The sequence below is a fragment of the Deinococcus sedimenti genome (genome assembly GCF_014648135.1).
In the GTDB taxonomy this organism is placed as follows: domain Bacteria; phylum Deinococcota; class Deinococci; order Deinococcales; family Deinococcaceae; genus Deinococcus; species Deinococcus sedimenti.
Window position 1 is genome coordinate 25,252 of record NZ_BMQN01000010.1, and the last position, 21,414, is coordinate 46,665.

The following is a 21,414-nucleotide window of genomic DNA, read 5'->3' on the forward strand; positions in this document are numbered from 1 at the left end:
GTGCGGTGAGAAAAGGGCGACGCACTCAACTGTGCGAAACTTCAAAAAGTCGTCTCAGTTTGGAGAAGGGCGCGCCCCACGCCAGCGCAGGGCACGCCCAAGCAGAACTTACTTGATGTTGACGGTGATGGTCATCTCCAGCGTAGCGCTGGGGTCCAGGCTGCCGGGCTGGTTGCCGGTCTGGGCGGGGTCATCCACGGCGACGTACAAGGCGCTGCCGGTGGTGGGAGCCGTGGTGGTCCACGTGACGTTGTCGGTGCTGTAGATGATGGTGGCCCCGCTGGTATCCGTGGAGCCGACGATGGTGTTGCCGCTGACGGAGCCGGTCACCGAGACGAGCGTCAGGTTGGCATTCAGGCTGTCGCTGAGGAAGAAGCGCTCGACGCGGGTGTTGTAGGTGTTCTTCGCGATGATCCTGTAGCTGTAGTTCACGCCCGGCGCGTACGAGGTGCGGCCCAGCGTGTTCATCGCGCTGTAGTCGGCCGGGTTGGCGATGGCCTTGGCATCGGTGCTGGTGCCGCTCGTGGCCGTCGTGCCGAGCACGTATTCGCTGTTGGCGGCGTAGGTGGTGGCGGTCTGGGTGAACTTGGCGACCGCCAGGGCGCCGTTCAGGGCCACCGTGATCTTGTCGTTGGTGTCGCTGGCCGTGATGCCGCTGTACACCGCAGTGGCCGTCTGGTTGACCGTGTAGGCGGTCGTGCTGGTGGTGTAGGCGACCGGGTTGGTCCCGCCGGGCAGGGCCACGCCGGCACTCACGTTCAGGCTGCCGTTGGCGCTGACACTCCTGGTGGTGTAGACGTTGATCGTGGCCGTCTGGCCGGAGGCCGCGTCGGTGACCGACCGGGTGCCGGTCAGCGTGACGTCACCGGCAGTCGCGCTGCTGTATACGATGCCGACCAGTTGCTTGCTGCCGTCAAGCAGCGTGACGACGGTGTATCCGGACAGGGTGTACGTGTCGGCGTATTCGCCGGGGTTGACGACCGTCATCGGGAAGGACACGGTGTTCCCGGCGGTACCGGCCTGGGTGTTCAGGTCGGTGACCTGATCCTTGAACTGCATGGCCGGTGGGTAGATCGTGTCGTAGGTGGTGTCGTCGACCGTGGTGTCGGTGTCGTTGCCGGATTCGGCGCCGACGGCGACGTACACCGGGTAGGGCGTACCGGAGTCCTGATCGGGGTAGGACACGGTCACGTCGTAAGTACTGCTGCCGGTGGCGGCCACGGTAAGGCTGGTGGTGCTCAGGGTCACGGTGGCGACCGTGGTGCTGCCGTCCGGGTTGGTCTGCGTGACCGTGTAGACACCGGCGGTGCCTGTCGTGGCCACCACCTGGCTGTAGCCGGTGGCGGGGAAGGTCGTGCGGGGCACGACGCTCAGGGCGACGGTATCGGCGATGGCGGCGCCGTTCTTGACGGTGTTGGTGAAGGTCACCGAGTCGTTGAGGGCGTCGGCGTCGGCTTTGGGGTAGGCGATCTGCTCATCGCCAGAGACCGCGATCGGGGTGGATCCCGTGGGGCCGGTGGGCGAGGTGTAGCCGGGCGTGGTGGTGCTGCCGGTGGGGGGCGGGGTGACCGTACCGGTGCCGGGGTTCTGCGGATCGTTGGTCAGCTGCGCCTTGACGATCTTGGCGCTGCTGTACTGCCACCACAGGTCGTCGTAGCTGGGGGTGCCCGGGTCCTTCTGTTCGATGGCGCTCACGTTGGCGGTGCCGCTCCAGACCTGACCGGTGCCGATGGGGGTGGCGCCGACCACGGCGTCGCCCACTCCGGTGGCGGCGTACGCCATGTAGAACGTCACCATGCCGGTGCTGGTCTCGACGGCGGGGGTACCGGGATCATCACCCTGGACGGGCAGCGTGAGGTTGATGTTGCCGCTGCCGTCCGCCGCGATCGGGGTGGCGGTGTCGCTGGCGGTGATGATGCCGTCGCCGTTGGTGTCGGGGTTGCTCAGGTAGTAGCGGACGTTGCTGACGCCCGTGGTGGCGTTGTTCGTCAGGGTGATGGTCTGCGCCGCGTTGCCGTTGTTGACGGCCACGTAGGCGAAGGCCACGCTGGTGCCCGGCACGACGTTCGTCCGCTGGTGGGTGGCGGGGGCGCCGGTCACGAGGTCGGTCGTGTCACTGTCGCCACCGGCCGGATAGGTGATGTTGAAGCCGTACTTGGGCAGCACGGTGGTGCTCACCGTGTTGGAGGAGCTGGTCATCGTGGACGCGGTGTTGGAAGGGTCCTGGAAGCTGGCCGTGGCGGTGTTGGTGATGGTCAGGCCCGCGTTGGTGAGGTTACCGGTACGGCTGACCGACGCCGTCTGCGCGGTGGCGGAGCCGACCGCCAGGGCGGCCATCAGGGTGAACAGGTGGGTCTTTTTCATGCGGTCCTCCGTGGACGTTTGAGCAGCAGGGTGGGGGCGTTCAGGCGCGCGTGCACCTGGACGGTCCGGTGGGTGCGGGGTTATCTGACCTGGATGCGGTAGCCGAGTTTCAGGGTGTCGTTCACGCCGAGTTCCGCGATGGTCCAGCGGACGGTGGTGTACTCGCTGGGGTTGACGGTGACCTCGCGGGTGACGCTGCGGCCGTTTTCGGTGACGGTCACGGTCTTCTTGAGCGGGGCGGACGCGAAGGTCTTGCCGCCGTCGATCGAGTACTGGACGGTGGCGTCGTTCAGGCCGCTTTCCGGGGCCAGGTAGCGGGTGTCTTTGGGGACGGGCAGGGTCAGTGGGAGCTGGCGGACGGTTTTGCCGCTGGTGTTGCGGACGGTCACCACTTGGCTGATCACGTCGCCGGGCAGGACATTTTTGGGGTTGGGGGTGAGCTGTTCCGTGTCCTTGCCGTTCACCTTGATCGTCTTGACCAGTGACATGACGAGGTTCAGGCTGACCGGGCTGGCGGTCTGCGCGGCGGTCATGCCTGCGATGCCAAGTATCAGGGTGAACTTCAGCTTCATGTGATTCTCCTTCCAGTCGGGTCGTGATGGGACGCCGCGTTCCGTTGCACCAGAACTGAGGGAAGATTAAGAAGGGGGGTCTTACGTGCTGCTTACACGCGGGTGCGGGCGCCGTGGCGCGTGACAGACGGGGCGCACGGTTCTCATCTGGACGGCCGTGAGGTTTCTGTCTGATTTCCCGTCAGATACGGCAAAATTCACATTGCCCCGGTGCTGTGGTGGCCGAGGCCGTAGGGTCAAGCGAAGCTGACGTACCCCCGCCGGGGGCACCCGTGGCTGACCCCGGCGCGGCGGGCAGGTCGGCTGGGCAGGTCAGCGGCCGAAGCGGCGGTCGCGGCCCTGGTAGTCGCGTAGGGCCCTCAGGAAGTCCACGCGGCGGAACCCGGGCCAGTACACGTCGCAGAAGTAGTACTCGGAGTACACGCTCTGCCACAGCATGAAGCCCGACAGGCGGATCTCGCCGCTGGTGCGGATGATGAAATCCGGGTCGGGTGTGTCGGCGGCGTACAGGTGCGCGCTGATGTCGTCCGGGCTGAGGGCCTGCGCCGCCTGGGCCAGGGTCAGTCCGGCGCTGACCTGCGTGTTCAGGTGCGCCTTGACGGCGTCCACGATCTCCTCGCGGCCGCCGTAGCCGACGGCGATGTTCAGGCGCATGCCGTCGTAATGGGCGGTCTTGGCTTCCAGATCGTTCAGTGCCGCGAGCACCTGCGCGGGGAAGCCCGCGTGCTGGCCGATGGCGCGCACGCGCACGCGGTTGGCGTGAATGCGGGGGTCGGTGGCCAGGGCGCGCGCTTCTTTTTCCAGCAGGGACAGGATGTGCGCGAGTTCCTGCGGGTCGCGGCTCTTGTTGTCGGTGGACAGGACCCAGATGGTGGCGGCGGGAATGCCGAGTTCCAGACACCACTGAAGGACCTCATGGGCTTTGTCCGCGCCGATGGAGTGGCCCAGTTCGCGCTGCAGGCCGCTGGCCCGGGCGAAGCGGCGGTTGCCGTCCAGAATCAGACCCAGGTGCTGCGGCAGCCTTCCGTGCTCGCGGACCTCGCGGGCGAGGCGCTGTTCGTACCCCCAGACCAGGGCATTCCGGACCGAGTTCCTGAGGGTCTGAACGGTCCGGACGAGCAGTTGGGCGGCGGCAGGAGACTTCACGCTGTCAGTTTACCGTCTGCGCCGCAGCGCGCATCCGCGGAAAGGACCACGGGCAGCCAGGTCGGTCAGCGCCGTCAGGAGCTGACGCCAGCCCCGGGTGGTGCGGACCCGGAGCCGCCTATTCCGGGCCGAAGAGCGGCGCGGCGTGCGCCTGGGCGAGGTGCAGGGCCTTGTGGTCCAGACGGGACAGGGCGGCGGTCCTCACGTCCTGCGGGTCCGGACCGCCGTCCGCGCGGTACAGGTGCAGGGTGATGCGGCGGTGGGTCATGGTGTGCGTCACCTGCCCCAGGGCCGGGCCGGGCGTGGCGTGCAGGCGCGTGCAGAGGTCGGCGAGTGCGCCGGTCTGCGCGCCGGGCGCCCCGGGTTCGAAGGGCTGCGTGGGGAGTCCCATGAGGCCGCCCAGCAGCGGGCCCGCCCGGCGTTCCAGCACGGCGCACACCGGCGTGCCGATCAGGACGGCGACGGCGTGCACCTCCTGCGCGGCGGGCCGCGCTTTCGGGGCAGGGTACGCCGTGGGCGTGCCGAGCACGTGCGCCTGACACCAGGGCCGCAACGGGCACGCCGGGCACTGCGGGGTTCTGGGCGTGCAGAGGGTGGCGCCCAGGTCCATGACAGCCTCGTTCCAGGCGCCGGGACGCGCCGGGTCCAGCAGAGCGTCCGCGTGGCCCTGCACCCAGGCGGGTGTGGGATGCGTCTGGGCGTGCAGGCGCGCCAGCACGCGGCGGACGTTGCCGTCGTTCACGGCGCGAGCCTCGTTGCCGGTCAGGCTGCTCAGGGCGGCGGCGGTGTACGGCCCGACGCCCGGCAGGGCCAGCCAGCCGACGAAGTCCTGCGGGAAGCCGTGGGTGGCGACGTGCTGCGCGGCGCGGTGCAGGTTGCGGGCGCGGGCGTAGTAGCCGCAGCCTTCCCAGGCTTTCAACACCTCGCTTTCGGGCGCGGCGGCCAGGGCCTGCACGGTGGGGAAGGTGTCCAGGAACCGCTGGTAGTAGGTCAGGCCACGGGCGACCTGCGTCTGCTGGAGGAGCACCTCGGCCACCCAGGCGCGGTAGGGGTCCCGCCGGCCTTCCTGTCCCTGCCGCCAGGGCAGGTCGCGGCCCTGCCGGTCGAACCAGTTCAGCAGCGCGGCGCGCAGTTCGGTCAGCTGGGCGGGCGTGAACGGGGTGGGGGTGAACGCGGGCACCGCGCCAGTGTAGGGGCGCGGTGCGGGGCGGATCGTGTCCGGCGTTCAGGTTGGGCCGGGGCGGATCAGGCGGGGACGGCCTCGCGGGTGGGGACCCGGGTGCGGCGCCGCAGTCCCTCGGCGTACTCGGCGAGTTCCGTGAGCATGTCGTTCACGCAGCTGCGCAGCAGGTACTGCCCACCGGGCAGGGGAGTCAGGGCCAGGAAGGGCGCGCGGGTCAGCGTGTCGAGGATGCTGCCCAGTTCGGCGTAGTTCACGCCGCTGCCCAGCCGCTCGGCGAGGCGCTGCACGCTGACCAGCGAGTGCGCAGGCTGCTGCGCCAGGGTCAGCAGCACCGCGCTGAACGCGCCGCGCTGCGCGAGGTACGCGCCGACCAGCTCGGCGACGCTCGCGGCGGCTTCCAGGTCCACGCTGCCGGCCTTCCAGTAGCCGCGCAGGTCCACGGGGGACAGCGGCGCCAGCTGGGCGTGGTCGATCAGGGCTTCCAGCGCCTCGCGGGTCAGGCGGGGCGTGTTCACCGGGCGGTCGCCCTCGGCGGTCAGCAGGACGCAGTAGTCGGCGCGTTCCTTCCAGGCTTCGGCGCGTACGGCGGCTTCACTCGTGGCGACCAGAACCGCGTAGCTGTGGGCGCCCAGTTCGGCGTTCAGGCGCAGGACGCCGCTGCCCAGGTCCTCCAGGCGGTAGCCGGTCAGGCGGGCCAGTTCGGCCAGCTGTCCGGCGTCGTCGCGCAGATTCAGTGGCGCGGCGGGCGGCGTGGTCAGCGTGACCGTGCGGGGGGCGGGCGCGTCGAACCGGACGTCCAGGGGTCGCACGGCGGCGGAGCTGGCGGGTACGGGCCGGGCCGTCGGACCTTCAGGGGCGCTGTCGGTGCGGGCAGCTGTGCGGGTGGGGGTGGTCGCGCGGGCCGTGACCGGTTCGGGCTGGGGGGCGGCGCGGGTGGGTTCGGCGGTGACGCGGGGCGCTTCGGCGGACGCGCCAACCTTGACGCTGGCCGCGCCGGTGACGGCCGGTTCGCTGCTGATGGCCAGCGGGGCACGGACCTCCTGCATCCGGACCTCCCGCACGTGTGGGGTGGTGGAGACCACGACGCGGCGCGTTTCCGGGGCTTTCGGAGTTTCGCGGCGGGGAGCGGGAGGCGGCGCGTGGGGTTTGACGATCGATTCGACCTGGTAGCGACCGGCAGCCAGCGGGGTGATCATCAGGACGTCGTTCACGCCGAGGTTCTGGGCGTGGTACAGGCTGCCCAGTCCGGTGACGCGCCGGGCCTGGAGGTCCACCTGGGCGTGGTGCTCGCAGCTGTGGTCATCGATCAGCGTGATGGCGCCGGCGCTGGGGAAGGTGCCCTCCAGGTACTTGAGGAGACGCAGGCTGCCTTCCTGCAGGCAGGGTCGGGTGATGATGTAGCGCAGAGCTTTCACTCGTGGGTTCCTCCAGTTGGGCCGTTCCCCGGCGGGCGGGTGAAACGATTCACTGCTGAATTAAAGTGTTTCTAAAGTAGCAGATTTCGTCCTGTCAAGCGCAGGAATCCAGCCCCATCCGTCAGGCGCGCCTGACCTGCTCTGAGATCGTACGCTCTGCGCATGAACTGCACCCCCTGTTTCCTGTGAAGGTGGTGAGTGACGCGCTTCATGACGGGTGGACCCGAATGGGGGCCTCAACCGACCTGATGGCCTGACACCTTGGGCTGATCTCGGCCCGGAGGGGCGCCCGGCTGCTTTATGGTGCAGGCATGCACGACGCCACCCGGACCCTGATCGAGCAGTACTACGCCGCGTTCAACGCCGCCGATTTCGCGGGCATGCTGGCCCTGATGACCGACGACGTGCGGCACGACATCAACGAGGGCGGCACCCAGGTGGGCGTGGAGGCCTTCCGGGCGTTCCTGGCGAAGATGGACGCCCATTACCGCGAGCAGGCGCGGGATCTGGTGGTCATGAGCACCCCGGACGGCGCGCGGGCCAGCGCGGAGTTCGTGATTCACGGCGAGTACCTGCGGACCGATCCGGGCCTGCCGGAGGCGAGCGGGCAGCGGTACGTGCTGCCCGTGGGGGCGTTCTTCGAGGTGCGCGGCGGGAAAATCGCGCGGGTCACGAACTACTACAACCTGGCGGACTGGTCCCGGCAGGTGGGTGCTTGAGCCTGACCGTTCAGGCGGTGGGCGGCGCGGAGCTGGCGCCGTTCATCGCAGATCTGGCGCGGCTGCGGATCAGCGTGTTCCGTGAATTCCCGTACCTGTATGGCGGCAGCGCCGCGTACGAGGAGACGTACCTGCGCACGTACCTGGACGCGCTGGACGCCGTGGTGATCCTCGCGCGGGACGGGGAGCGGGTGGTGGGGGCCAGCAGCGCCCTCCCGTTGACGCAGGAGACGGATGAGATCCGCGCGCCGTTCCGGACGTCCGAGTTCGACGAGCGGGACGTGCTGTACCTGGGCGAGAGCGTCCTGCTGCCCGAATACCGGGGGCGCGGCCTGGGGCACGCGTTCTTCGATGGGCGGGAGGCACACGCCCGCGCACTGGGCCTGGGGGTCACGGCGTTCTGCGCGGTGCAGCGTCCGGAAGATCACCCGCTGCGCCCGCGGCCGTACCGCGCGCATGACGCCTTCTGGGCGGCGCGCGGGTACGTGGAACGCCCGGACCTGCACACGACGCTGTCCTGGCCGGATCTGAATGGCGGGCAGGAGACGCCGAAGCCCATGCGCTTCTGGGTGCGCCGCGCCGACGGGGTCACTTGAGGTCAGGGTGGTTGTGGGCGCGCTTCTCGGCTTCCTCGCGTTTCTTCGCCTGAGCCCAGCCGTAGGAGCGGAACGCGTCCACGGTGAACCACACCGCGAACACGGCGGCCAGGACACCCCAGACGACCCGGTTGCTGGTCAGCGCGGCGAACGCCGCCCAGGCGCACAGGGCCGCGAGGAGCAGGCTGAAGGCGAACACGAGGTGAGGCGGAACGCGGCGACCGAACATACCGTCAGTGTAGCCAGCCACACCTGACCGTGCTCTTCCGGCTCCTGGTCACCTCTCCCCCGTTCCGGACAGAGCGCGCGGCCCGCCCTCCGGAGTTCAGAGGGCGGGCCGCGCGACGTCAGGCAGGTCTAGTGACGTTCGCTCTGCAACTGACCGCCGCCCACGGCGTCCTCGAGTTTCACGGCGCCATGCTTGCGCATGACGCTCAGGGCCTCGTCGGCACGCTGACCGCTGGGGTCGCGGGCGATGACCATCACGTGCCCGTCCTTCATGCCGCCGTAGAACTTCTCGGCCTGGGGTGCGGGCACGCCCATGCGGCGCAGCAGGTTCACGAAGTCACCATGGTCGCTGCCGGCCAGCGCGCCGAACAGACCGCCCAGGGCGCCGCCGCCGATCACGCCGAACAGGATGCCCAGCACGCCGCCGTCGGCGTAGACGCGGGTGACGGGGATGATCAGCAGCAGCAGCCAGATGGGCACGGTCAGCAGGAGGCCGCCCACGATGCCCAGCCAAGCGCCCTTGAGGACGGCGGCGGACCCGGCGGGCTGTCCGGCTTCGGGGCTGACGCCGGTCTGCTGGGCGATGTCCTCCTGCGCGACGACGTCCGTCAGGGCAAAGCCGAGGTGGTCACGGTCAAAGCCACGCTGCAGCAGGGTCTGCAGCGCCCCCTGCGCCTGCTGGGGTTCGCGGAAGAGAGCAACGACACTTTCCATACCCTGCTTTGTAGCATGAGAAGCGCGTGACCTGCGAGGGACAAAGCGCTCGGGGCGCTGCGTGTGCCTTCATGCCCGGGCGGAAGGTGGGGGGGGTGGTACGTTTGGCTACCCCCCGCCTCCCTATACTGCGCGCATGACTGGCCTTCTCACCCTCGGCCTGCCGGATGCGGCGTTCGAAGCGCGGCTGCGCGAGGTGCTGCGCTCGCGGGTGGAGTTCATTGAGCTGATCGGCGACGATCTGGTCGCGGCGGGCGGGAAGCGGGTCCGGCCGATGATCGCGCTGCTCGCGGCGCAGGTGCTGGGCGCGAGTCCGGCCCGCGCGGACTGGGCCGGTGTGCGGGACCTGGGGGTGTGCGTGGAGCTGCTGCACTCGGCGTCGCTGCTGCACGACGACCTGATCGACGACGCGGATACGCGCCGGGGTCAGCAGGCGGCGTTCCGACGCTTCGGGAACGTCGTGAGCGTCATGAGTGGGGATTTCATGCTGGCGCGCCTGCTGGGGCTGCTCGCGGGCATGCCAGGCGGCGCGGCCCTGACCCGCATGTTCGGTGAGACCGCCAGCGTGATCTGCGAGGGCGAGGTGCTGCAGTTCCAGGTGGCGGCGTACCAGGAGTACGCCCTGGAGCACTACCTGACGGTGATTCACGGGAAGACGGCGGCGCTGACGCAGCTGGCGGCCGAGGCCCCGGCGGTGCTGCTGGGCGCGACGGCGGCGCAGCGGGAGGCGCTGGCGACATTCGGCCTGGAGTACGGCATGGCGTTCCAGATGCAGGACGACCTGCTGGATCTCGCGGCGGACGAGGCGACGCTGGGCAAACCGGTGGGTGGCGACCTGCGCGAGGGCAAGGCGACGTTCCCGCTGCTGCACCTGCTTAAGGGGCCGCATGGGGACGAGGTGCGGGACGTGCTGGAGCGCCGCGCGTCGCACGAGGGGGACGTGGCGCGCGTGCAGGCGCTGGCGGCGCAGGAGGGGGCCTTCGAGGCGACCCGCGCCGAGGTGCGCCGCCGCGCGTGGCTGGCGGTGGACGCCCTGCGCGCCCTGCCCGCCGGGGACGCGCGGGACGCGCTGGAGCGGCTGGCGGTGCGTGAGATCGAACGCAGCCGCTGAGCGGAGACGGCAGAAGAAGGCAGCAGAGGGGGGCCAGTGCGGCTCCCCTCTTTCCGTGGCGCTCTGACGGAGCGGTCCTGTCTGTACCCGGTTCAGCCTGACGCTCGTCCCGGCGCGTGGGACGCCATCCGGCAGCCGGTGTCAAAGGGCACCCGGAGGGGTGATTGCCGTTCGGCAGGTTACAGGCGGCCAGGCCACGCAGGCCCGAGGTGGAATCGGTTCAGGTTTTACGCGTGTTCAGCGTGAGAAAGTGGGGTTGACGCCTCCGTGGATACTGGATACAACTTCGGAGGTTCACGCCTCAGTCCACGCTCGTCATCGTGGGACGCGCCCCGGCCCGCACCTGTCTATGCGTCTCACCGGGCGCGTGTATGCTGCGCCTGAACCGACCACACCCACCACAGTTCCCACCGAAGGGAAGGAGAGCGTCAAATGCGGGCATCAGGACTCAACTGGCAGGGCCTCATGGAGCAACTCCGGCTGGCACTGCCCCACTGCGAGGTCACCGACCAGTCCCTCGCGTACTTCAAGTACCCCAAACGCACCGTCAGCGTGAACCTCCCGGTGCGCATGGACGACGGCAGCATCCGCGTGTTCCGCGGCTACCGCACCGTGCACAGCACCTCACGCGGGCCCAGCATGGGCGGCGTGCGCCTGCGTGAAGGCGTCAACGCCCACGAGTGCGAGGTCCTCGCCGCGATCATGACCCTCAAGGCCGCCGTGGCCGACCTGCCGCTGGGCGGCGCCAAGGGCGGCGTGGACGTCGATCCCGCCACCCTCAGCCCCCACGAACTGGAGGGCGTGGTGCGCCGCTACACCAGCGAACTGGTGGAACTGATCGGCCACAACGAGGACATCCTCGCGCCCGACGTGGGCAGCGACGCGCAGGCCATGGCCTGGATGCTCGACACGTACAACGAGAACACCGGCACGACCAGCAACGGCGTCGTGGTGGGCAAACCCATCCCGCTGGGCGGCAGCTACGGCAGCAAGGACGCCCGGGGCCGCAGCGCCGCGCTGGTCGCCGCGCGCGTGCTGGAAGACCGTGGCGAGAGCCTGGAGCGCGCCAAGGTCGCCGTGTACGGTTTCGGGGACGTGGGCCGCCGCGCCGCGCAGACCCTCGCCGCGCAGGGCGCGCTGGTCATCGCCGTGTCCGACCAGGACGGCGCGACCTTCGCCAGCGCCGGCCTGGACCTCGACGCGCTGTCCGCGTACCGCGAGCAGCACGGCAGCGTGGCGGGCTTCGCGACCGACATTACGCCCGCCGAGGTCACCGAGCTGGACGTGGACGTCCTGATGCTCGCGTACGACTACGGCACCCTCAACGCCGGGAACGCCCACGCCGTACGCGCCCGCTACGTCGTGGAGGCCACCAACCGCGCCGTGCTGCCCGAGGCCGAACGCTTCCTGACGGAGGCCGGCGTGCAGGTCATCCCGGACCTGATCGCCAGCATCGGCGGCGTGGTCGTGAACTACCTGGAATGGGTGCAGGACGCCAGCAACTTCTTCTGGACCGAGGAGGAGATCGAGGCCGCGATTGACCAGCGCGTGAACGTCGCCGTGAGTGACGTCATGGGGGTGGCCCGCACGCGCCAGACCGACCTGCGGACCGCTGCGTACGCCCTGGCCCTGAACCGCCTGCACAACGCCACCGTGATGCGTGGCGTGTACCCATAACCGCCTTCCCGGCGCGCTGAATTCACCAGCGGCAACGCGCGGGCCGCCCCGCGCGGCGAAGACGAACCACCACCCATACCCCCTCTCCTTCCCTGGAGGCACTGCCATGACCGCCACGCAAGATCCGACCAACAACGCTGGCCCCAAATCCGGCGCGCACGCCATTCCCAGCTACCTCGACCCGAACAACATCGGGCCGTACGAGATCTACCTCGAGCAGGTCGAGCGCGTCACGCCGTACCTCGGCAAGCTCGCCTACTGGGCCGAGACCCTCAAGCGGCCCAAGCGCATCCTGGTCGTGGACGTGCCCATCCACCTGGATGACGGCACCGTCGCGCACTTCGAGGGCTACCGCGTGCAGCACAACACGTCGCGCGGGCCCGCCAAGGGCGGCGTGCGCTACCACCAGGACGTGACGCTCAGCGAGGTCATGGCGCTGTCGGCGTGGATGACCGTGAAGAACGCCGCCGTGAACCTCCCGTACGGGGGCGGCAAGGGCGGCATCCGCATCGACCCCCGCCAGTACAGCACGGGGGAACTGGAGCGCCTGACCCGCCGCTACACCACCGAGATCGGCCTGATCATCGGGCCGGAAAAGGACATCCCCGCGCCGGACGTGAACACCAACCCGCAGACCATGGCGTGGATGATGGACACGTACTCCATGAACGTGGGCCGCACCGCGACCGGCGTCGTGACCGGCAAGCCCGTGTCCCTGGGCGGCAGCCTGGGCCGCGGCGACGCCACCGGGCGCGGCGTGTTCGTGACCGGCGCCGAGGCCATGAAGAAACTCGGGATGCCCATGCAGGGCGCCAGGGTGGCCGTGCAGGGCTTCGGGAACGTGGGTGAGGCCGCCGCGCGCATCTTCCACGAGCACGGCGCGAAGATCGTCGCCATTCAGGACGTGACCGGCACGATCCACAGCGACGCGGGGATCGACCCGAAGGCCGCGCTGGAACACCTGCGCCGCACCGGCAAGATCACCGAGATGCCCGGCACCGAGGAGATCAAGCGGGACGAGTTCTGGGGCGTGGACTGCGACGTGATGATCCCCGCCGCGCTGGAAAAACAGATCACCCTGGCGAACGCCGGGCAGATCAAGGCGAAACTGATCGTCGAGGGCGCCAACGGCCCCACCATTCCCGCCGCGGACGACCTGCTCGCCGAACGCGGCGTGACCGTCGTGCCGGACGTCCTCGCGAACGCGGGCGGCGTGACCGTGTCGTACTTCGAGTGGGTGCAGGACTTCAGCTCGTTCTTCTGGACGGAAGACGAGATCAACAAGCGCCTCGACCGCATCATGAGCGAGGCGTTCGGGAGCCTGTGGGACGTCAAGGAACGCCACGGCGTGACCCTGCGCACCGCCGTGTACATCGTCGCCTGCACCCGTGTGCTCGAAGCCCGCGCCCTCCGCGGCCTGTACCCGTAAGCAGTGGGTGGTTGAAGGTCGATAGGTGATGGAGGATGGGTGCTGGGGGGAACCTCCGCGCCCATCTTCTTCTGGAGGCGCCCCTGAAGCGTGAGGCGGGGCACCTTTCATTCCGCTCCTGAAAGGCGGATACTCCGCGAGTCATGCCCTCCTCGCCGCTGAGGCCCCTGTCACAGAAAGTTTCCCGCTGGGTGCTGCAGCAGGAGGATCACCCGCAGCAGGAGGGCTTCTACGAGGCCGAGCCGCAGGTGCAGGCGCACGAGCGTCAGCATCCCTGGTGGAAGGTCATGTGCCTGACCGGGGTGGATTACTTCAGCACGCTGGGCTACCAGCCGGGGATCGCGGCGCTGGCGGCGGGGGCGGTGTCGCCGTTCGCGACGCTGGTGCTGGTCCTCGTGACGCTGTTCGGGGCGCTGCCCATGTACCGCCGCGTGGCGGAGGACAGCCCACACGGGGACGGCTCGATCAGCATGCTGGAGCGGCTGCTGTCGTACTGGCCCAGTAAGTTCCTGGTGCTGTCGCTGATCGGGTTCGTGGCGACCGGATTCATCATCACGATCACGCTATCGGCGGCAGACGCCTCGGCGCACCTGATCGAGAACCCGTTCCTGAAGGAGACGCTCGAGGGGCATCAGGTGGGCGTGACACTGGTGCTACTGCTGCTGCTGGGCGCGGTGTTCCTCAAGGGCTTCAAGGAGGCCATCGGGATCGCGGTGGTGCTCGTCGTCGCGTACCTGAGCCTGAGCGCCGTGGTGATCGGCAGGGGCGCGCAGGTCATCCTGGGCCAGCCGGAGCTGGTGCAGGCGTGGCTGGGCACGCTGAACGTGGGCTTCGGCTCGCCGCTGGCGCTGATCGGCGCGGCGCTGCTGGTGTTCCCGAAGCTGGCGCTGGGCCTGTCGGGCTTCGAGACGGGCGTGGTCGTCATGCCGCTGATCAAGGGCGATGCGGGAGACACCGAGGAGCGGCCCACCGGACGCATCCGCAACGGGAAGAAACTGCTGACCACGGCGGCCCTGCTGATGAGTGCGTTCCTGATCACGAGTAGTCTGGTCACCACCCTGCTGATCCCGGCCGCAGCGTTCCAGCCGGGCGGCGAGGCGAACGGGCGGGCACTGGCGTTCCTGGCGCACGAGTACCTGGGCGAGTGGTTCGGCACGGCGTACGACATCAGCACCATCCTGATCCTGTGGTTCGCGGGGGCCAGCGCCATGGCGGGCCTGCTGAACATCGTGCCGCGCTACCTGCCCCGCTACGGCATGGCGCCCGAGTGGACGCGGCTGCACCGTCCGCTGGTGCTGATCTACCTGCTGATCGCGTGCGTGGTGACGGCCGCGTTCCGCGCGAACGTGGACGCGCAGGCGGCGGCGTACGCGACCGGGGTGCTGGCCATGATGACCTCCGCGGCGGTCGCGGTGTGCCTGACGGCCGTGCGGCGCCGCCAGCCCCGGCGGGCGTGGGCGTTCGGGGTGATCAGCGCCATCTTCGTGTACACGAGCGCCGTGACGATCTTCAGCAACCCGCAGGGCCTCTTGATCGCGCTGCTGTTCATCGTGTTGATCCTCGCGGTGGGGGTCAGTTCGCGCGTGTCGAGGTCGTTCGAGCTGCGGGTCAGCCAGGTGCAGTTCGACGAGGCGGCGATCGAGGTCCTGAAGACCCACCCGATCCGCCCGCTGCGCTTCGTGTCGCACCACCCGGGCCGGGCGTCGGAAGCCGAGTACAGCAAGCAGGAGCTGCGGGTGCGGCAGATGGTGCACCTGCCCGAGGACGAGCCGTTCCTGTTCCTGGAGGTGGAGGTGGATGACGCGAGCGAGTTCACGGACGTGGTGGAGGTCACAGGGCTGCGCGTGGGGCCGTACTCGATCCTGAAGGCGCGCGGGTCGAGCATCCCGAACACGATCGCGGCCGTGATGCTGACGCTGCGGAAGAAGGGCGCGCCGCCGCAGGTGTACATGCGCTGGACCGAGGAGAGCCCGCTGCAGCTGGCGCTGGATTTCGTGATCGGGGGGCGCGGGGACGTGCCGCCGCTGACCCGCGAGATCCTGCGCCGCGCCGAGCCGGACCGCGACCGGCGGCCCATCGTGCATGTGGGAGGCTGAGGCCGGAGCGGGTTGAACGTTTTTGCAAACCTTTCAACCGGAATCCGTGTGACCTTGAGCCAATCTTAGACTTGAGCGTATAGCACTCAAGTCTATTGACACCCAGAAACTGTGGGCCTATGCTGTATGGCGATCAGAACTGCTGCCCGCGCGGCAGCAAATCCCCATCCCCACAGGAGTCAACATGCCCAAAGCAGTCGGAATTGACCTCGGTACCACCAACTCTGTGATCTCCGTCATGGAAGGCGGCCGCCCCGAAGTGATCGTGAACGCCGAAGGCGCCCGCACCACCCCCAGCGTCGTCGCGTACAAGGGCGACGAGCGCCTCGTCGGGCAGATCGCCCGCCGTCAGGCTGCCCTGAACCCCGCCGCCACGCTGTTCGAAGTCAAGCGCTTCATCGGCCGCCGCTGGGACGAAGTGAAGATGGAAGCCGAACGCAGCCCCTTCACCGTGAAAGAAGGCCCCGGTGGCAGCGTCCGCATCGAAGTGAACGGTCAGGACCTCGCGCCCGAGCAGGTCAGCGCCGAGGTGCTGCGCAAACTCGTGAACGACGCCAGCGCCAAGCTGGGCGAGAAGATCCGCGACGTGGTCATCACCGTGCCCGCGTACTTCGACAACAGCCAGCGCGAGGCCACCAAGCAGGCCGGTGAGATCGCGGGCCTGAACGTCCTGCGCGTCATCAACGAACCCACCGCCGCTGCGCTCGCCTACGGCCTGGAACGCAAAGGCAACGAGACCGTCCTGGTCTTCGACCTGGGGGGCGGCACCTTCGACGTGACCATCCTCGAACTGGGCGACGGCGTGTTCGAAGTGAAATCCACCAGCGGCGACACTCACCTGGGCGGCGCGGACTTCGACCAGCGCATCGTCGACTGGCTCGCGGGCGAATTCCAGAAGGACAACAACTTCGACCTGCGCAAGGACAAGCAGGCCCTGCAGCGCCTGATCGAAGCGGCCGAGAAGGCCAAGATCGAACTCAGCAACGCCTCCGAGACCTCGATCAGCCTGCCGTTCATCACCTTCGACCCCGAAACCCGCACCCCCATGCACCTCGAGCGCACCCTGAGCCGCGCAAAGTTCGAGGAACTCACGAGCGACCTGCTGCGCCGCGTGCGCAAGCCCGTCGAGCAGGCCCTCGCCGACGCCAAGCTGGACGCCAGCAAGATCGACGAAGTGATCCTGGTGGGCGGCAGCACCCGCATCCCCGCCGTGAAGCGCATCGTGCAGGACATCATCGGCAAGACCCCCAACGAGTCCGTGAACCCCGACGAGGCCGTCGCGCTCGGCGCCGCCGTGCAGGCCGGGATCATCCAGGGCGACTCCAGCCTGGGCGACATCGTGCTGGTCGACGTGACCCCGCTGACGCTGGGCGTGGAAGTCAAGGGCGGCATGATCGCCCCGATGATCACCCGCAACACCACGGTGCCCGCCAAGAAGACCGAGATCTACACCACCGCCGAGAACAACCAGCCCGGCGTGGAGATCAACGTCCTGCAGGGTGAACGCCCCATGGCGAACGACAACAAGAGCCTGGGCCGCTTCAAACTGGAAGGCATCCCGCCCATGCGCGCCGGTCAGCCCCAGATCGAGGTGACCTTCGACATCGACGCCAACGGCATCCTGCACGTCACCGCCAAGGAGAAGACCAGCGGCAAGGAAGCCAGCATCCGCATCGAGAACACCACCACCCTCGACAAGAGCGACGTGGAACGCATGGTGCAGGAAGCCGAGCAGAACGCCGCCGCCGACAAGCAGCGCCGCGAGAAGGTCGAGAAGCGCAACAACCTCGACAGCCTGCGCGTCCAGGCCCTCGGCCAGATCGAGGAAAACGGCTCTGCCACGCAGGATGCCAAGGACAAGCTGAAGGCCGCCGCCGACGAGGCCGAGGAAGCCGTCCGCAGCGACGACGACGCCCGCATCGACGCCGCGCAGAAGAAGCTGGAAGAGGAACTCCGCACCTTCATGACCGCCGCGCAGGCGCAGGGTCAGCAGGACGACGGGACCGTCAACCTTGGCAAGGACAAGCAGGATGACGACGTGATCGACGCGGACTTCAAACCCGCCGAATAAGCGCGCGTCCTCCACGAACAGCACACCCCAGGGGAGAGGACGGCCAGCGCGCCGCCTCTCCCCTGCCCCACGAGCACGTCCCACATCCACCCGGGCTGAGCGGTTCTCCCAACCTTCACCCGCCGTGAGACTAAGCTGGAACGAATGTTCCGCAAGAGAGGCCCCAAGATGACCGACGACCAGCACAAACCCACCGACACCGCTGAAGCCACCGCAAAAACCGTCAACGAGGACGGCCTGGACGTGCCCGACACCGAGGCCGACAACATGGCTGAGGACGCCGAGACCGCCTTCCCCGGCATGGACGGCCTGGACGAGGGCATGCTCGGGCAGGTGCAGGAGATGATGGCGAAACTGGAACGCGCCGACGAACTGGAGAAGGAGAACGCCGACCTGAAAGGCCGCCTGGCGCGTCTGGCGACCGACTTCGACAGCTACCGCCGCCGCACCCAGGAGGACGTGAACGCCGCGCAGGGCCAGGGCGTCAGCAAGGCCGCCGAGGCGCTGATGCCCGTGTACGACGACATGGACCGCGCCGTGACCATGGGCGCCGCCGACCCCGCCAAGCTGATCCCCGGCATGCAGGCCGTGCAGGGCAAGATCCTGGGCGTGTTCGCGGGCCTGGGCCTGGAAGCGACCGGCAAGGAAGGCGAGGCGTTCGACCCGCAGTGGCATGAGGCGCTGCAGGTCGTGCCCGGCGACGAGGACGACGTGATCGTTCAGGTGTACCAGCTGGGCTTCCGCATGGGCGACCGCCTCGTGCGCCCCGCGCGCGTCGTCGTCAGCCGGAAGGGTTGAGGGGGAACGTTGATGGTTGATGGAGAGAAAGGCCTGCCGCGTCAGCCATCAACGGCCCGCGATCCGCTGCATGGCGTGACGCTGGAACGCGTCGTGACGCACCTCCAGGCCGAGTACGGCTGGGACGAGCTGGCGCGGCGCATTCCGGTGAAGTGCTTTCAGAGCAACCCGAGCGTGACGAGCAGTCTGAAGCTGCTGCGCAAGGAAGGCTGGGCGCGCGAGCAGGTGGAGGGCGAGTACGTGCGGCTCGTGCAGCGCGAGAACGCCAACCCGCTGATCGAGGCGCTCAAGACCGGCACCGTGACGGACGAGGTGCAGGCCCCAAGTCAGACGAAGACACACGAGGCGCTCGGCTGGGCGCTGCGGCACGGCGCGGCGGAGGCGGACCTGCTGGCCCTGCTGGGCCGCATTCACGACGTGAACTTCTGGCCCGGCACGTCGACGCTGCCGCTGCTGAACCTCGCCATCGACCGGGACGCGCCGCCCACGTTCGTCCGGGCGCTGCTGCAGGCGGGGGCGCTGCCAGACGACCCGCGCTACTGGTTGCCGCTGCTGCACAGCGTGGACGTGGAAGGACAGGCGTACAGGGAGGGTCGCCGCGCGCCGCGTACGGACGTGCTGGACCTGCTCGTGGCACGCGGCGCGAAACCGGGGCAGGCGGACCGGCGTGGCGTGACCGCCCGCGAGATCGCCACGTCGTACGGGCTGCGGGTGGTGCTCAACCGCCTGGAACAGCTGGGCGCCTAGAGACGTAACGATCAGGGACGTAACGGGGAACGGAGGGGAGTCATGGCGTACAAGGACTACTACGACGTGCTGGGCGTGTCGCGCGGCGCGTCCGACGCGGACATCAAGAGCGCGTACCGCAAACTGGCCAAGCAGTACCACCCGGACAAGAACGCCGGGGACGAGAAGGCCGCCGAGCGGTTCAAGGAGATCGGCGAGGCCTACGCGGTCCTCAGCGACCCGGAAAAACGCAAGGTGTTCGACCAGTTCGGCCACACCGGGCAGGTGCCCCCCGGCTACCAGGGCGGCGGGTTCCAGGGTGGGGACTTCGCGGGTTTCGACGGGTCGCAGTTCAGTGACTTCTTCCAGGGCCTGTTCGGCGGGGCCGGCCGGCGGGGTGGCGCGGGCTTCCAGGGGGGCGCGCAGGTGAACCTCGAGGATCTCCTCGGCGGCGGTCTGGGCGGCGCGGGGCAGAGTCGCCGCTTCGTGCAGAACGTGGAGGGCGAGCTGCAGGTCACGCTGGAGGAAGCCTTCAACGGCTCGGACGAGGTCATCAACGTGGACGGCAAACGCCTGAGCCTGCGCGTCCCGGCGGGCACGCGCGACGGCGCGCGCCTGCGACTGGCCGGGCAGGGCCCGGGCGGCGGGGACGTGCTGCTGACCATCCGCGTGCTGGAGGACGCCCGCTTCGACCTGGACGGCGACCACCTGACCACCAGCGTGGACGTGCCCGCGCCCGTCGCGGCGCTGGGCGGGGACGTGACCGTGCAGACCCTGAGCGGCAAGGGAAACCTGAGCGTCCCACCGGGCAGCAGTGGCGGGCGGCGTATGCGTCTGCGCGGGCAGGGCTGGCCGAAGAAGGACGGCACGCGCGGCGACCTGTACGTCCGCCTGAACGTCACAGTGCCCGCCACCCTGAGCGACGAGCAGAAGGAGCTGTACCGCAGGCTGCGCGACCTCGGGTAACGCCACCAGTAAAACGCCCCCGCCGGTCTGGTCGGGGGCGTTTCTGTCGCGGCTTTATTTCCCGGTCTGGTCGATCAGGTCCTCGCTGAGCGTCCAGAGGCGGCGGGCGCTGTCCGCGTCCAGGGCGTGGAGTTTGTACCCGAACATCGGGTTGGGGTTGGTCTCGTCCAGCGGGGTGCTCTGCTGGAGGTCCTCGAGGAACAGGCCGCCCACGCCGTCCAGTTCGGGCGCGGTGGCCGCCCAGATGCTGGTGCTCGCGCCCTGCGCGGGAGTCTTGAAGGCGGGGTGGGGCGCGCCGTTCTCGTCGATCCAGCCGCGCCGCTGCGCCTCGCCTTCGGGCATGTGCTTCTGCAGCCCGGTCATGATCCCGCCGGGGTGGACGGCGTTCGCGGTGACGCCCTGGTCGGCGTAGCGGCGGTTGAGTTCGGCGGCGAACAGGGCGTTGGCGGTCTTGCTCTGCCCGTACGCCTGCCAGGGGTCGTAGGGGGTCGCCCGGAAGTTCGGGTCGTCCCAGTGGATGTCGCTGAGGCGGTGGGCGCTGCTGCTCAGTGACACGACGCGGGCGGGCGCGGCGGCCATCAGCGCGGGCAGCAGCAGGCGGGTCAGCTGAAAGTGCCCCAGGTGGTTCGTGCCGAACTGCGTCTCGAAGCCGTCGGCGGTCTGGCCCTGCGGTGTAGCCATGACGCCCGCGTTGTTGATGAGCATCCTGATCTGCGGGGCGAGGGCCAGGATCTCGCGGGCGGCCTGCCGCACCGACGCGAGCGAGGACAGGTCCAGATGCAGGACGTGCACGTCGCTGTTCCCGGTGGCCTGGGCGAGGTCACGGGCGACCTGCTCGCCGCGCGCGGTGTCGCGGACGGGCATGATCACGCGCGCCCCGGCGCCCAGCAGGGCGCGAACGGTCTCGATGCCCAGTCCGGAGGCCCCTCCGGTCACGACGGCGGTCTGCCCTTTCAGGTCAATGTCTTTCACGAGGTCGGCAGCGTCAGCGCGGGGGGCCAGGGGGCTCTTGATAGGGGTCATGCGGACACCGTAGTCCTTCGAGTGCGCTCGAAGTCAACGCCGGGGTCACAGGATGGAGGAACGCTCAAGAGGGGGCGACCCGGGGGATGCCCAGGCCGCCCCCTCTGCCCCAGTTCAGATCGTGGGCTGGCTGATGCCCTGCAGGGCCTGTTCGTCCGCGCCGCCACTGGCCCGCGTGGCGAGGTCCGCGAGGCTTACGATCCCGACGACCTTCGCGCCGTCCGTGACGGGCAGGCGGCGCAGCTGACGGTCCGCCATGGCCTTCGCGGCCTCCTGCACGCTGGCGCCCGCATCCATGGTGAACACGCTGCCGGTGGCGTAGTCGGTCGCGGCGCTGCCCAGGTCGTGCCCGTATGCCACGGCGCGAATGACGATGTCCCGGTCGGTGATGATGCCGCTCAGCCGGTCGCCGTCCATGATCAGCACGTTGCCGATGTCCTGTTCGCGCATCAGCGTGGCGACCTCCTTCAGGGTGGCGCGGGGGTCGGTGGTGGTCAGGTCGGTGGTCATGATGTCGCGCAGGGTGGTCATGCCCTGACCGTACCGCCTGACCTTCCGGGCGGCATGGGAGCTTGCCCAA

Annotated in this window: 19 protein-coding genes; 10 read left to right on the plus strand and 9 right to left on the minus strand. The window is 69.0% G+C overall.

The genetic code is table 11. The features are described from left to right. Positions 1 to 108: 108 nt before the first annotated feature. The 5 genes from IEY69_RS15500 to IEY69_RS15520 form a co-directional block, all read right to left on the minus strand. Positions 109 to 2,364: a hypothetical protein gene (locus IEY69_RS15500; RefSeq protein ID WP_189074054.1), complete on the minus strand. Its 2,256-nt coding sequence runs from the start codon at positions 2,362 to 2,364 to the stop codon at positions 109 to 111. A gap of 80 nt (positions 2,365 to 2,444) precedes the next feature. Beyond that, a complete protein-coding gene (locus IEY69_RS15505; RefSeq protein WP_189074055.1) occupies positions 2,445 to 2,936 on the minus strand; it encodes a hypothetical protein in 492 nt (163 codons plus the stop codon). Positions 2,937 to 3,248: 312 nt separating this feature from the next. Beyond that, positions 3,249 to 4,082 (minus strand): isoprenyl transferase, encoded by an 834-nt coding sequence (locus IEY69_RS15510; RefSeq protein WP_189074056.1) that lies wholly within the window; start codon positions 4,080 to 4,082, stop codon positions 3,249 to 3,251. Between the two features lie 118 nt (positions 4,083 to 4,200). Continuing rightward, positions 4,201 to 5,262 carry an A/G-specific adenine glycosylase gene (mutY, locus tag IEY69_RS15515; protein WP_189074057.1) on the minus strand — a complete coding sequence of 354 codons (1,062 nt, stop codon included), beginning with the start codon at positions 5,260 to 5,262 and terminating at the stop codon, positions 4,201 to 4,203. A 65-nt stretch (positions 5,263 to 5,327) separates the two neighbouring features. Then, positions 5,328 to 6,680: a hypothetical protein gene (locus IEY69_RS15520; protein ID WP_308425468.1), complete on the minus strand. Its 1,353-nt coding sequence runs from the start codon at positions 6,678 to 6,680 to the stop codon at positions 5,328 to 5,330. Between the two features lie 311 nt (positions 6,681 to 6,991). Here IEY69_RS15520 and IEY69_RS15525 point away from each other — a divergent pair, with 311 nt between their 5' ends. Both IEY69_RS15525 and IEY69_RS15530 read left to right on the plus strand, forming a co-directional pair. After that, the gene (locus IEY69_RS15525) at positions 6,992 to 7,399 is read left to right on the plus strand and encodes a ketosteroid isomerase-related protein (protein WP_189074058.1); all 408 of its coding nucleotides are present in this window, start codon (positions 6,992 to 6,994) and stop codon (positions 7,397 to 7,399) included. Then, positions 7,396 to 7,995 (plus strand): GNAT family N-acetyltransferase, encoded by a 600-nt coding sequence (locus IEY69_RS15530; protein ID WP_189074059.1) that lies wholly within the window; start codon positions 7,396 to 7,398, stop codon positions 7,993 to 7,995. Before IEY69_RS15525 ends, IEY69_RS15530 begins: the two co-directional genes overlap by 4 nt. Here IEY69_RS15530 and IEY69_RS15535 read toward each other — a convergent pair. Beyond that, on the minus strand, positions 7,988 to 8,224 hold the full coding sequence (locus IEY69_RS15535) for a hypothetical protein (protein ID WP_189074060.1): 237 nt from the start codon (positions 8,222 to 8,224) through the stop codon (positions 7,988 to 7,990). The genes IEY69_RS15530 and IEY69_RS15535 overlap by 8 nt on opposite strands. Before the next feature lie 128 nt (positions 8,225 to 8,352). Then, complete coding sequence (locus tag IEY69_RS15540; protein WP_189074061.1) at positions 8,353 to 8,937, minus strand: general stress protein; 585 nt, start codon at positions 8,935 to 8,937, stop codon at positions 8,353 to 8,355. A gap of 136 nt (positions 8,938 to 9,073) precedes the next feature. On the opposite strand from IEY69_RS15540, the gene IEY69_RS15545 reads away from it, so the two are divergent. The 8 genes from IEY69_RS15545 to IEY69_RS15580 all read left to right on the plus strand — a co-directional run bounded on the left by IEY69_RS15545 (position 9,074) and on the right by IEY69_RS15580 (position 19,811). Further along, the gene (locus tag IEY69_RS15545; protein ID WP_189074062.1) at positions 9,074 to 10,048 is read left to right on the plus strand and encodes a polyprenyl synthetase family protein; all 975 of its coding nucleotides are present in this window, start codon (positions 9,074 to 9,076) and stop codon (positions 10,046 to 10,048) included. Between the two features lie 432 nt (positions 10,049 to 10,480). Then, on the plus strand, positions 10,481 to 11,725 hold the full coding sequence (locus IEY69_RS15550) for a Glu/Leu/Phe/Val family dehydrogenase (protein ID WP_189074063.1): 1,245 nt from the start codon (positions 10,481 to 10,483) through the stop codon (positions 11,723 to 11,725). Positions 11,726 to 11,831: 106 nt separating this feature from the next. Next, positions 11,832 to 13,154: a Glu/Leu/Phe/Val family dehydrogenase gene (locus tag IEY69_RS15555; protein ID WP_189074064.1), complete on the plus strand. Its 1,323-nt coding sequence runs from the start codon at positions 11,832 to 11,834 to the stop codon at positions 13,152 to 13,154. 143 nt (positions 13,155 to 13,297) lie between these two features. Further along, complete coding sequence (locus IEY69_RS15560; protein WP_189074065.1) at positions 13,298 to 15,250, plus strand: APC family permease; 1,953 nt, start codon at positions 13,298 to 13,300, stop codon at positions 15,248 to 15,250. 184 nt (positions 15,251 to 15,434) lie between these two features. Beyond that, entirely contained in the window at positions 15,435 to 17,321 is a 1,887-nt protein-coding gene (gene dnaK / locus IEY69_RS15565) for a molecular chaperone DnaK (RefSeq protein WP_189074066.1), read from the plus strand. Between the two features lie 144 nt (positions 17,322 to 17,465). After that, positions 17,466 to 18,119 (plus strand): nucleotide exchange factor GrpE, encoded by a 654-nt coding sequence (locus IEY69_RS15570; RefSeq protein WP_373291068.1) that lies wholly within the window; start codon positions 17,466 to 17,468, stop codon positions 18,117 to 18,119. A 12-nt stretch (positions 18,120 to 18,131) separates the two neighbouring features. Next, a complete protein-coding gene (locus IEY69_RS15575) occupies positions 18,132 to 18,866 on the plus strand; it encodes a VF530 family DNA-binding protein (protein WP_189074067.1) in 735 nt (244 codons plus the stop codon). Positions 18,867 to 18,908: 42 nt separating this feature from the next. Then, on the plus strand, positions 18,909 to 19,811 hold the full coding sequence (locus tag IEY69_RS15580; protein WP_189074068.1) for a DnaJ C-terminal domain-containing protein: 903 nt from the start codon (positions 18,909 to 18,911) through the stop codon (positions 19,809 to 19,811). 54 nt (positions 19,812 to 19,865) lie between these two features. Here the strand turns inward: IEY69_RS15580 and IEY69_RS15585 are convergent, their stop codons facing one another. Together IEY69_RS15585 and IEY69_RS15590 are read right to left on the minus strand one after the other, a co-directional pair. Next, the gene (locus tag IEY69_RS15585; RefSeq protein WP_189074069.1) at positions 19,866 to 20,834 is read right to left on the minus strand and encodes an oxidoreductase; all 969 of its coding nucleotides are present in this window, start codon (positions 20,832 to 20,834) and stop codon (positions 19,866 to 19,868) included. A gap of 114 nt (positions 20,835 to 20,948) precedes the next feature. Continuing rightward, positions 20,949 to 21,365, minus strand: a complete 417-nt coding sequence (locus IEY69_RS15590; RefSeq protein ID WP_189074070.1) for a CBS domain-containing protein — start codon at positions 21,363 to 21,365, stop codon at positions 20,949 to 20,951. Positions 21,366 to 21,414: the final 49 nt, after the last annotated feature.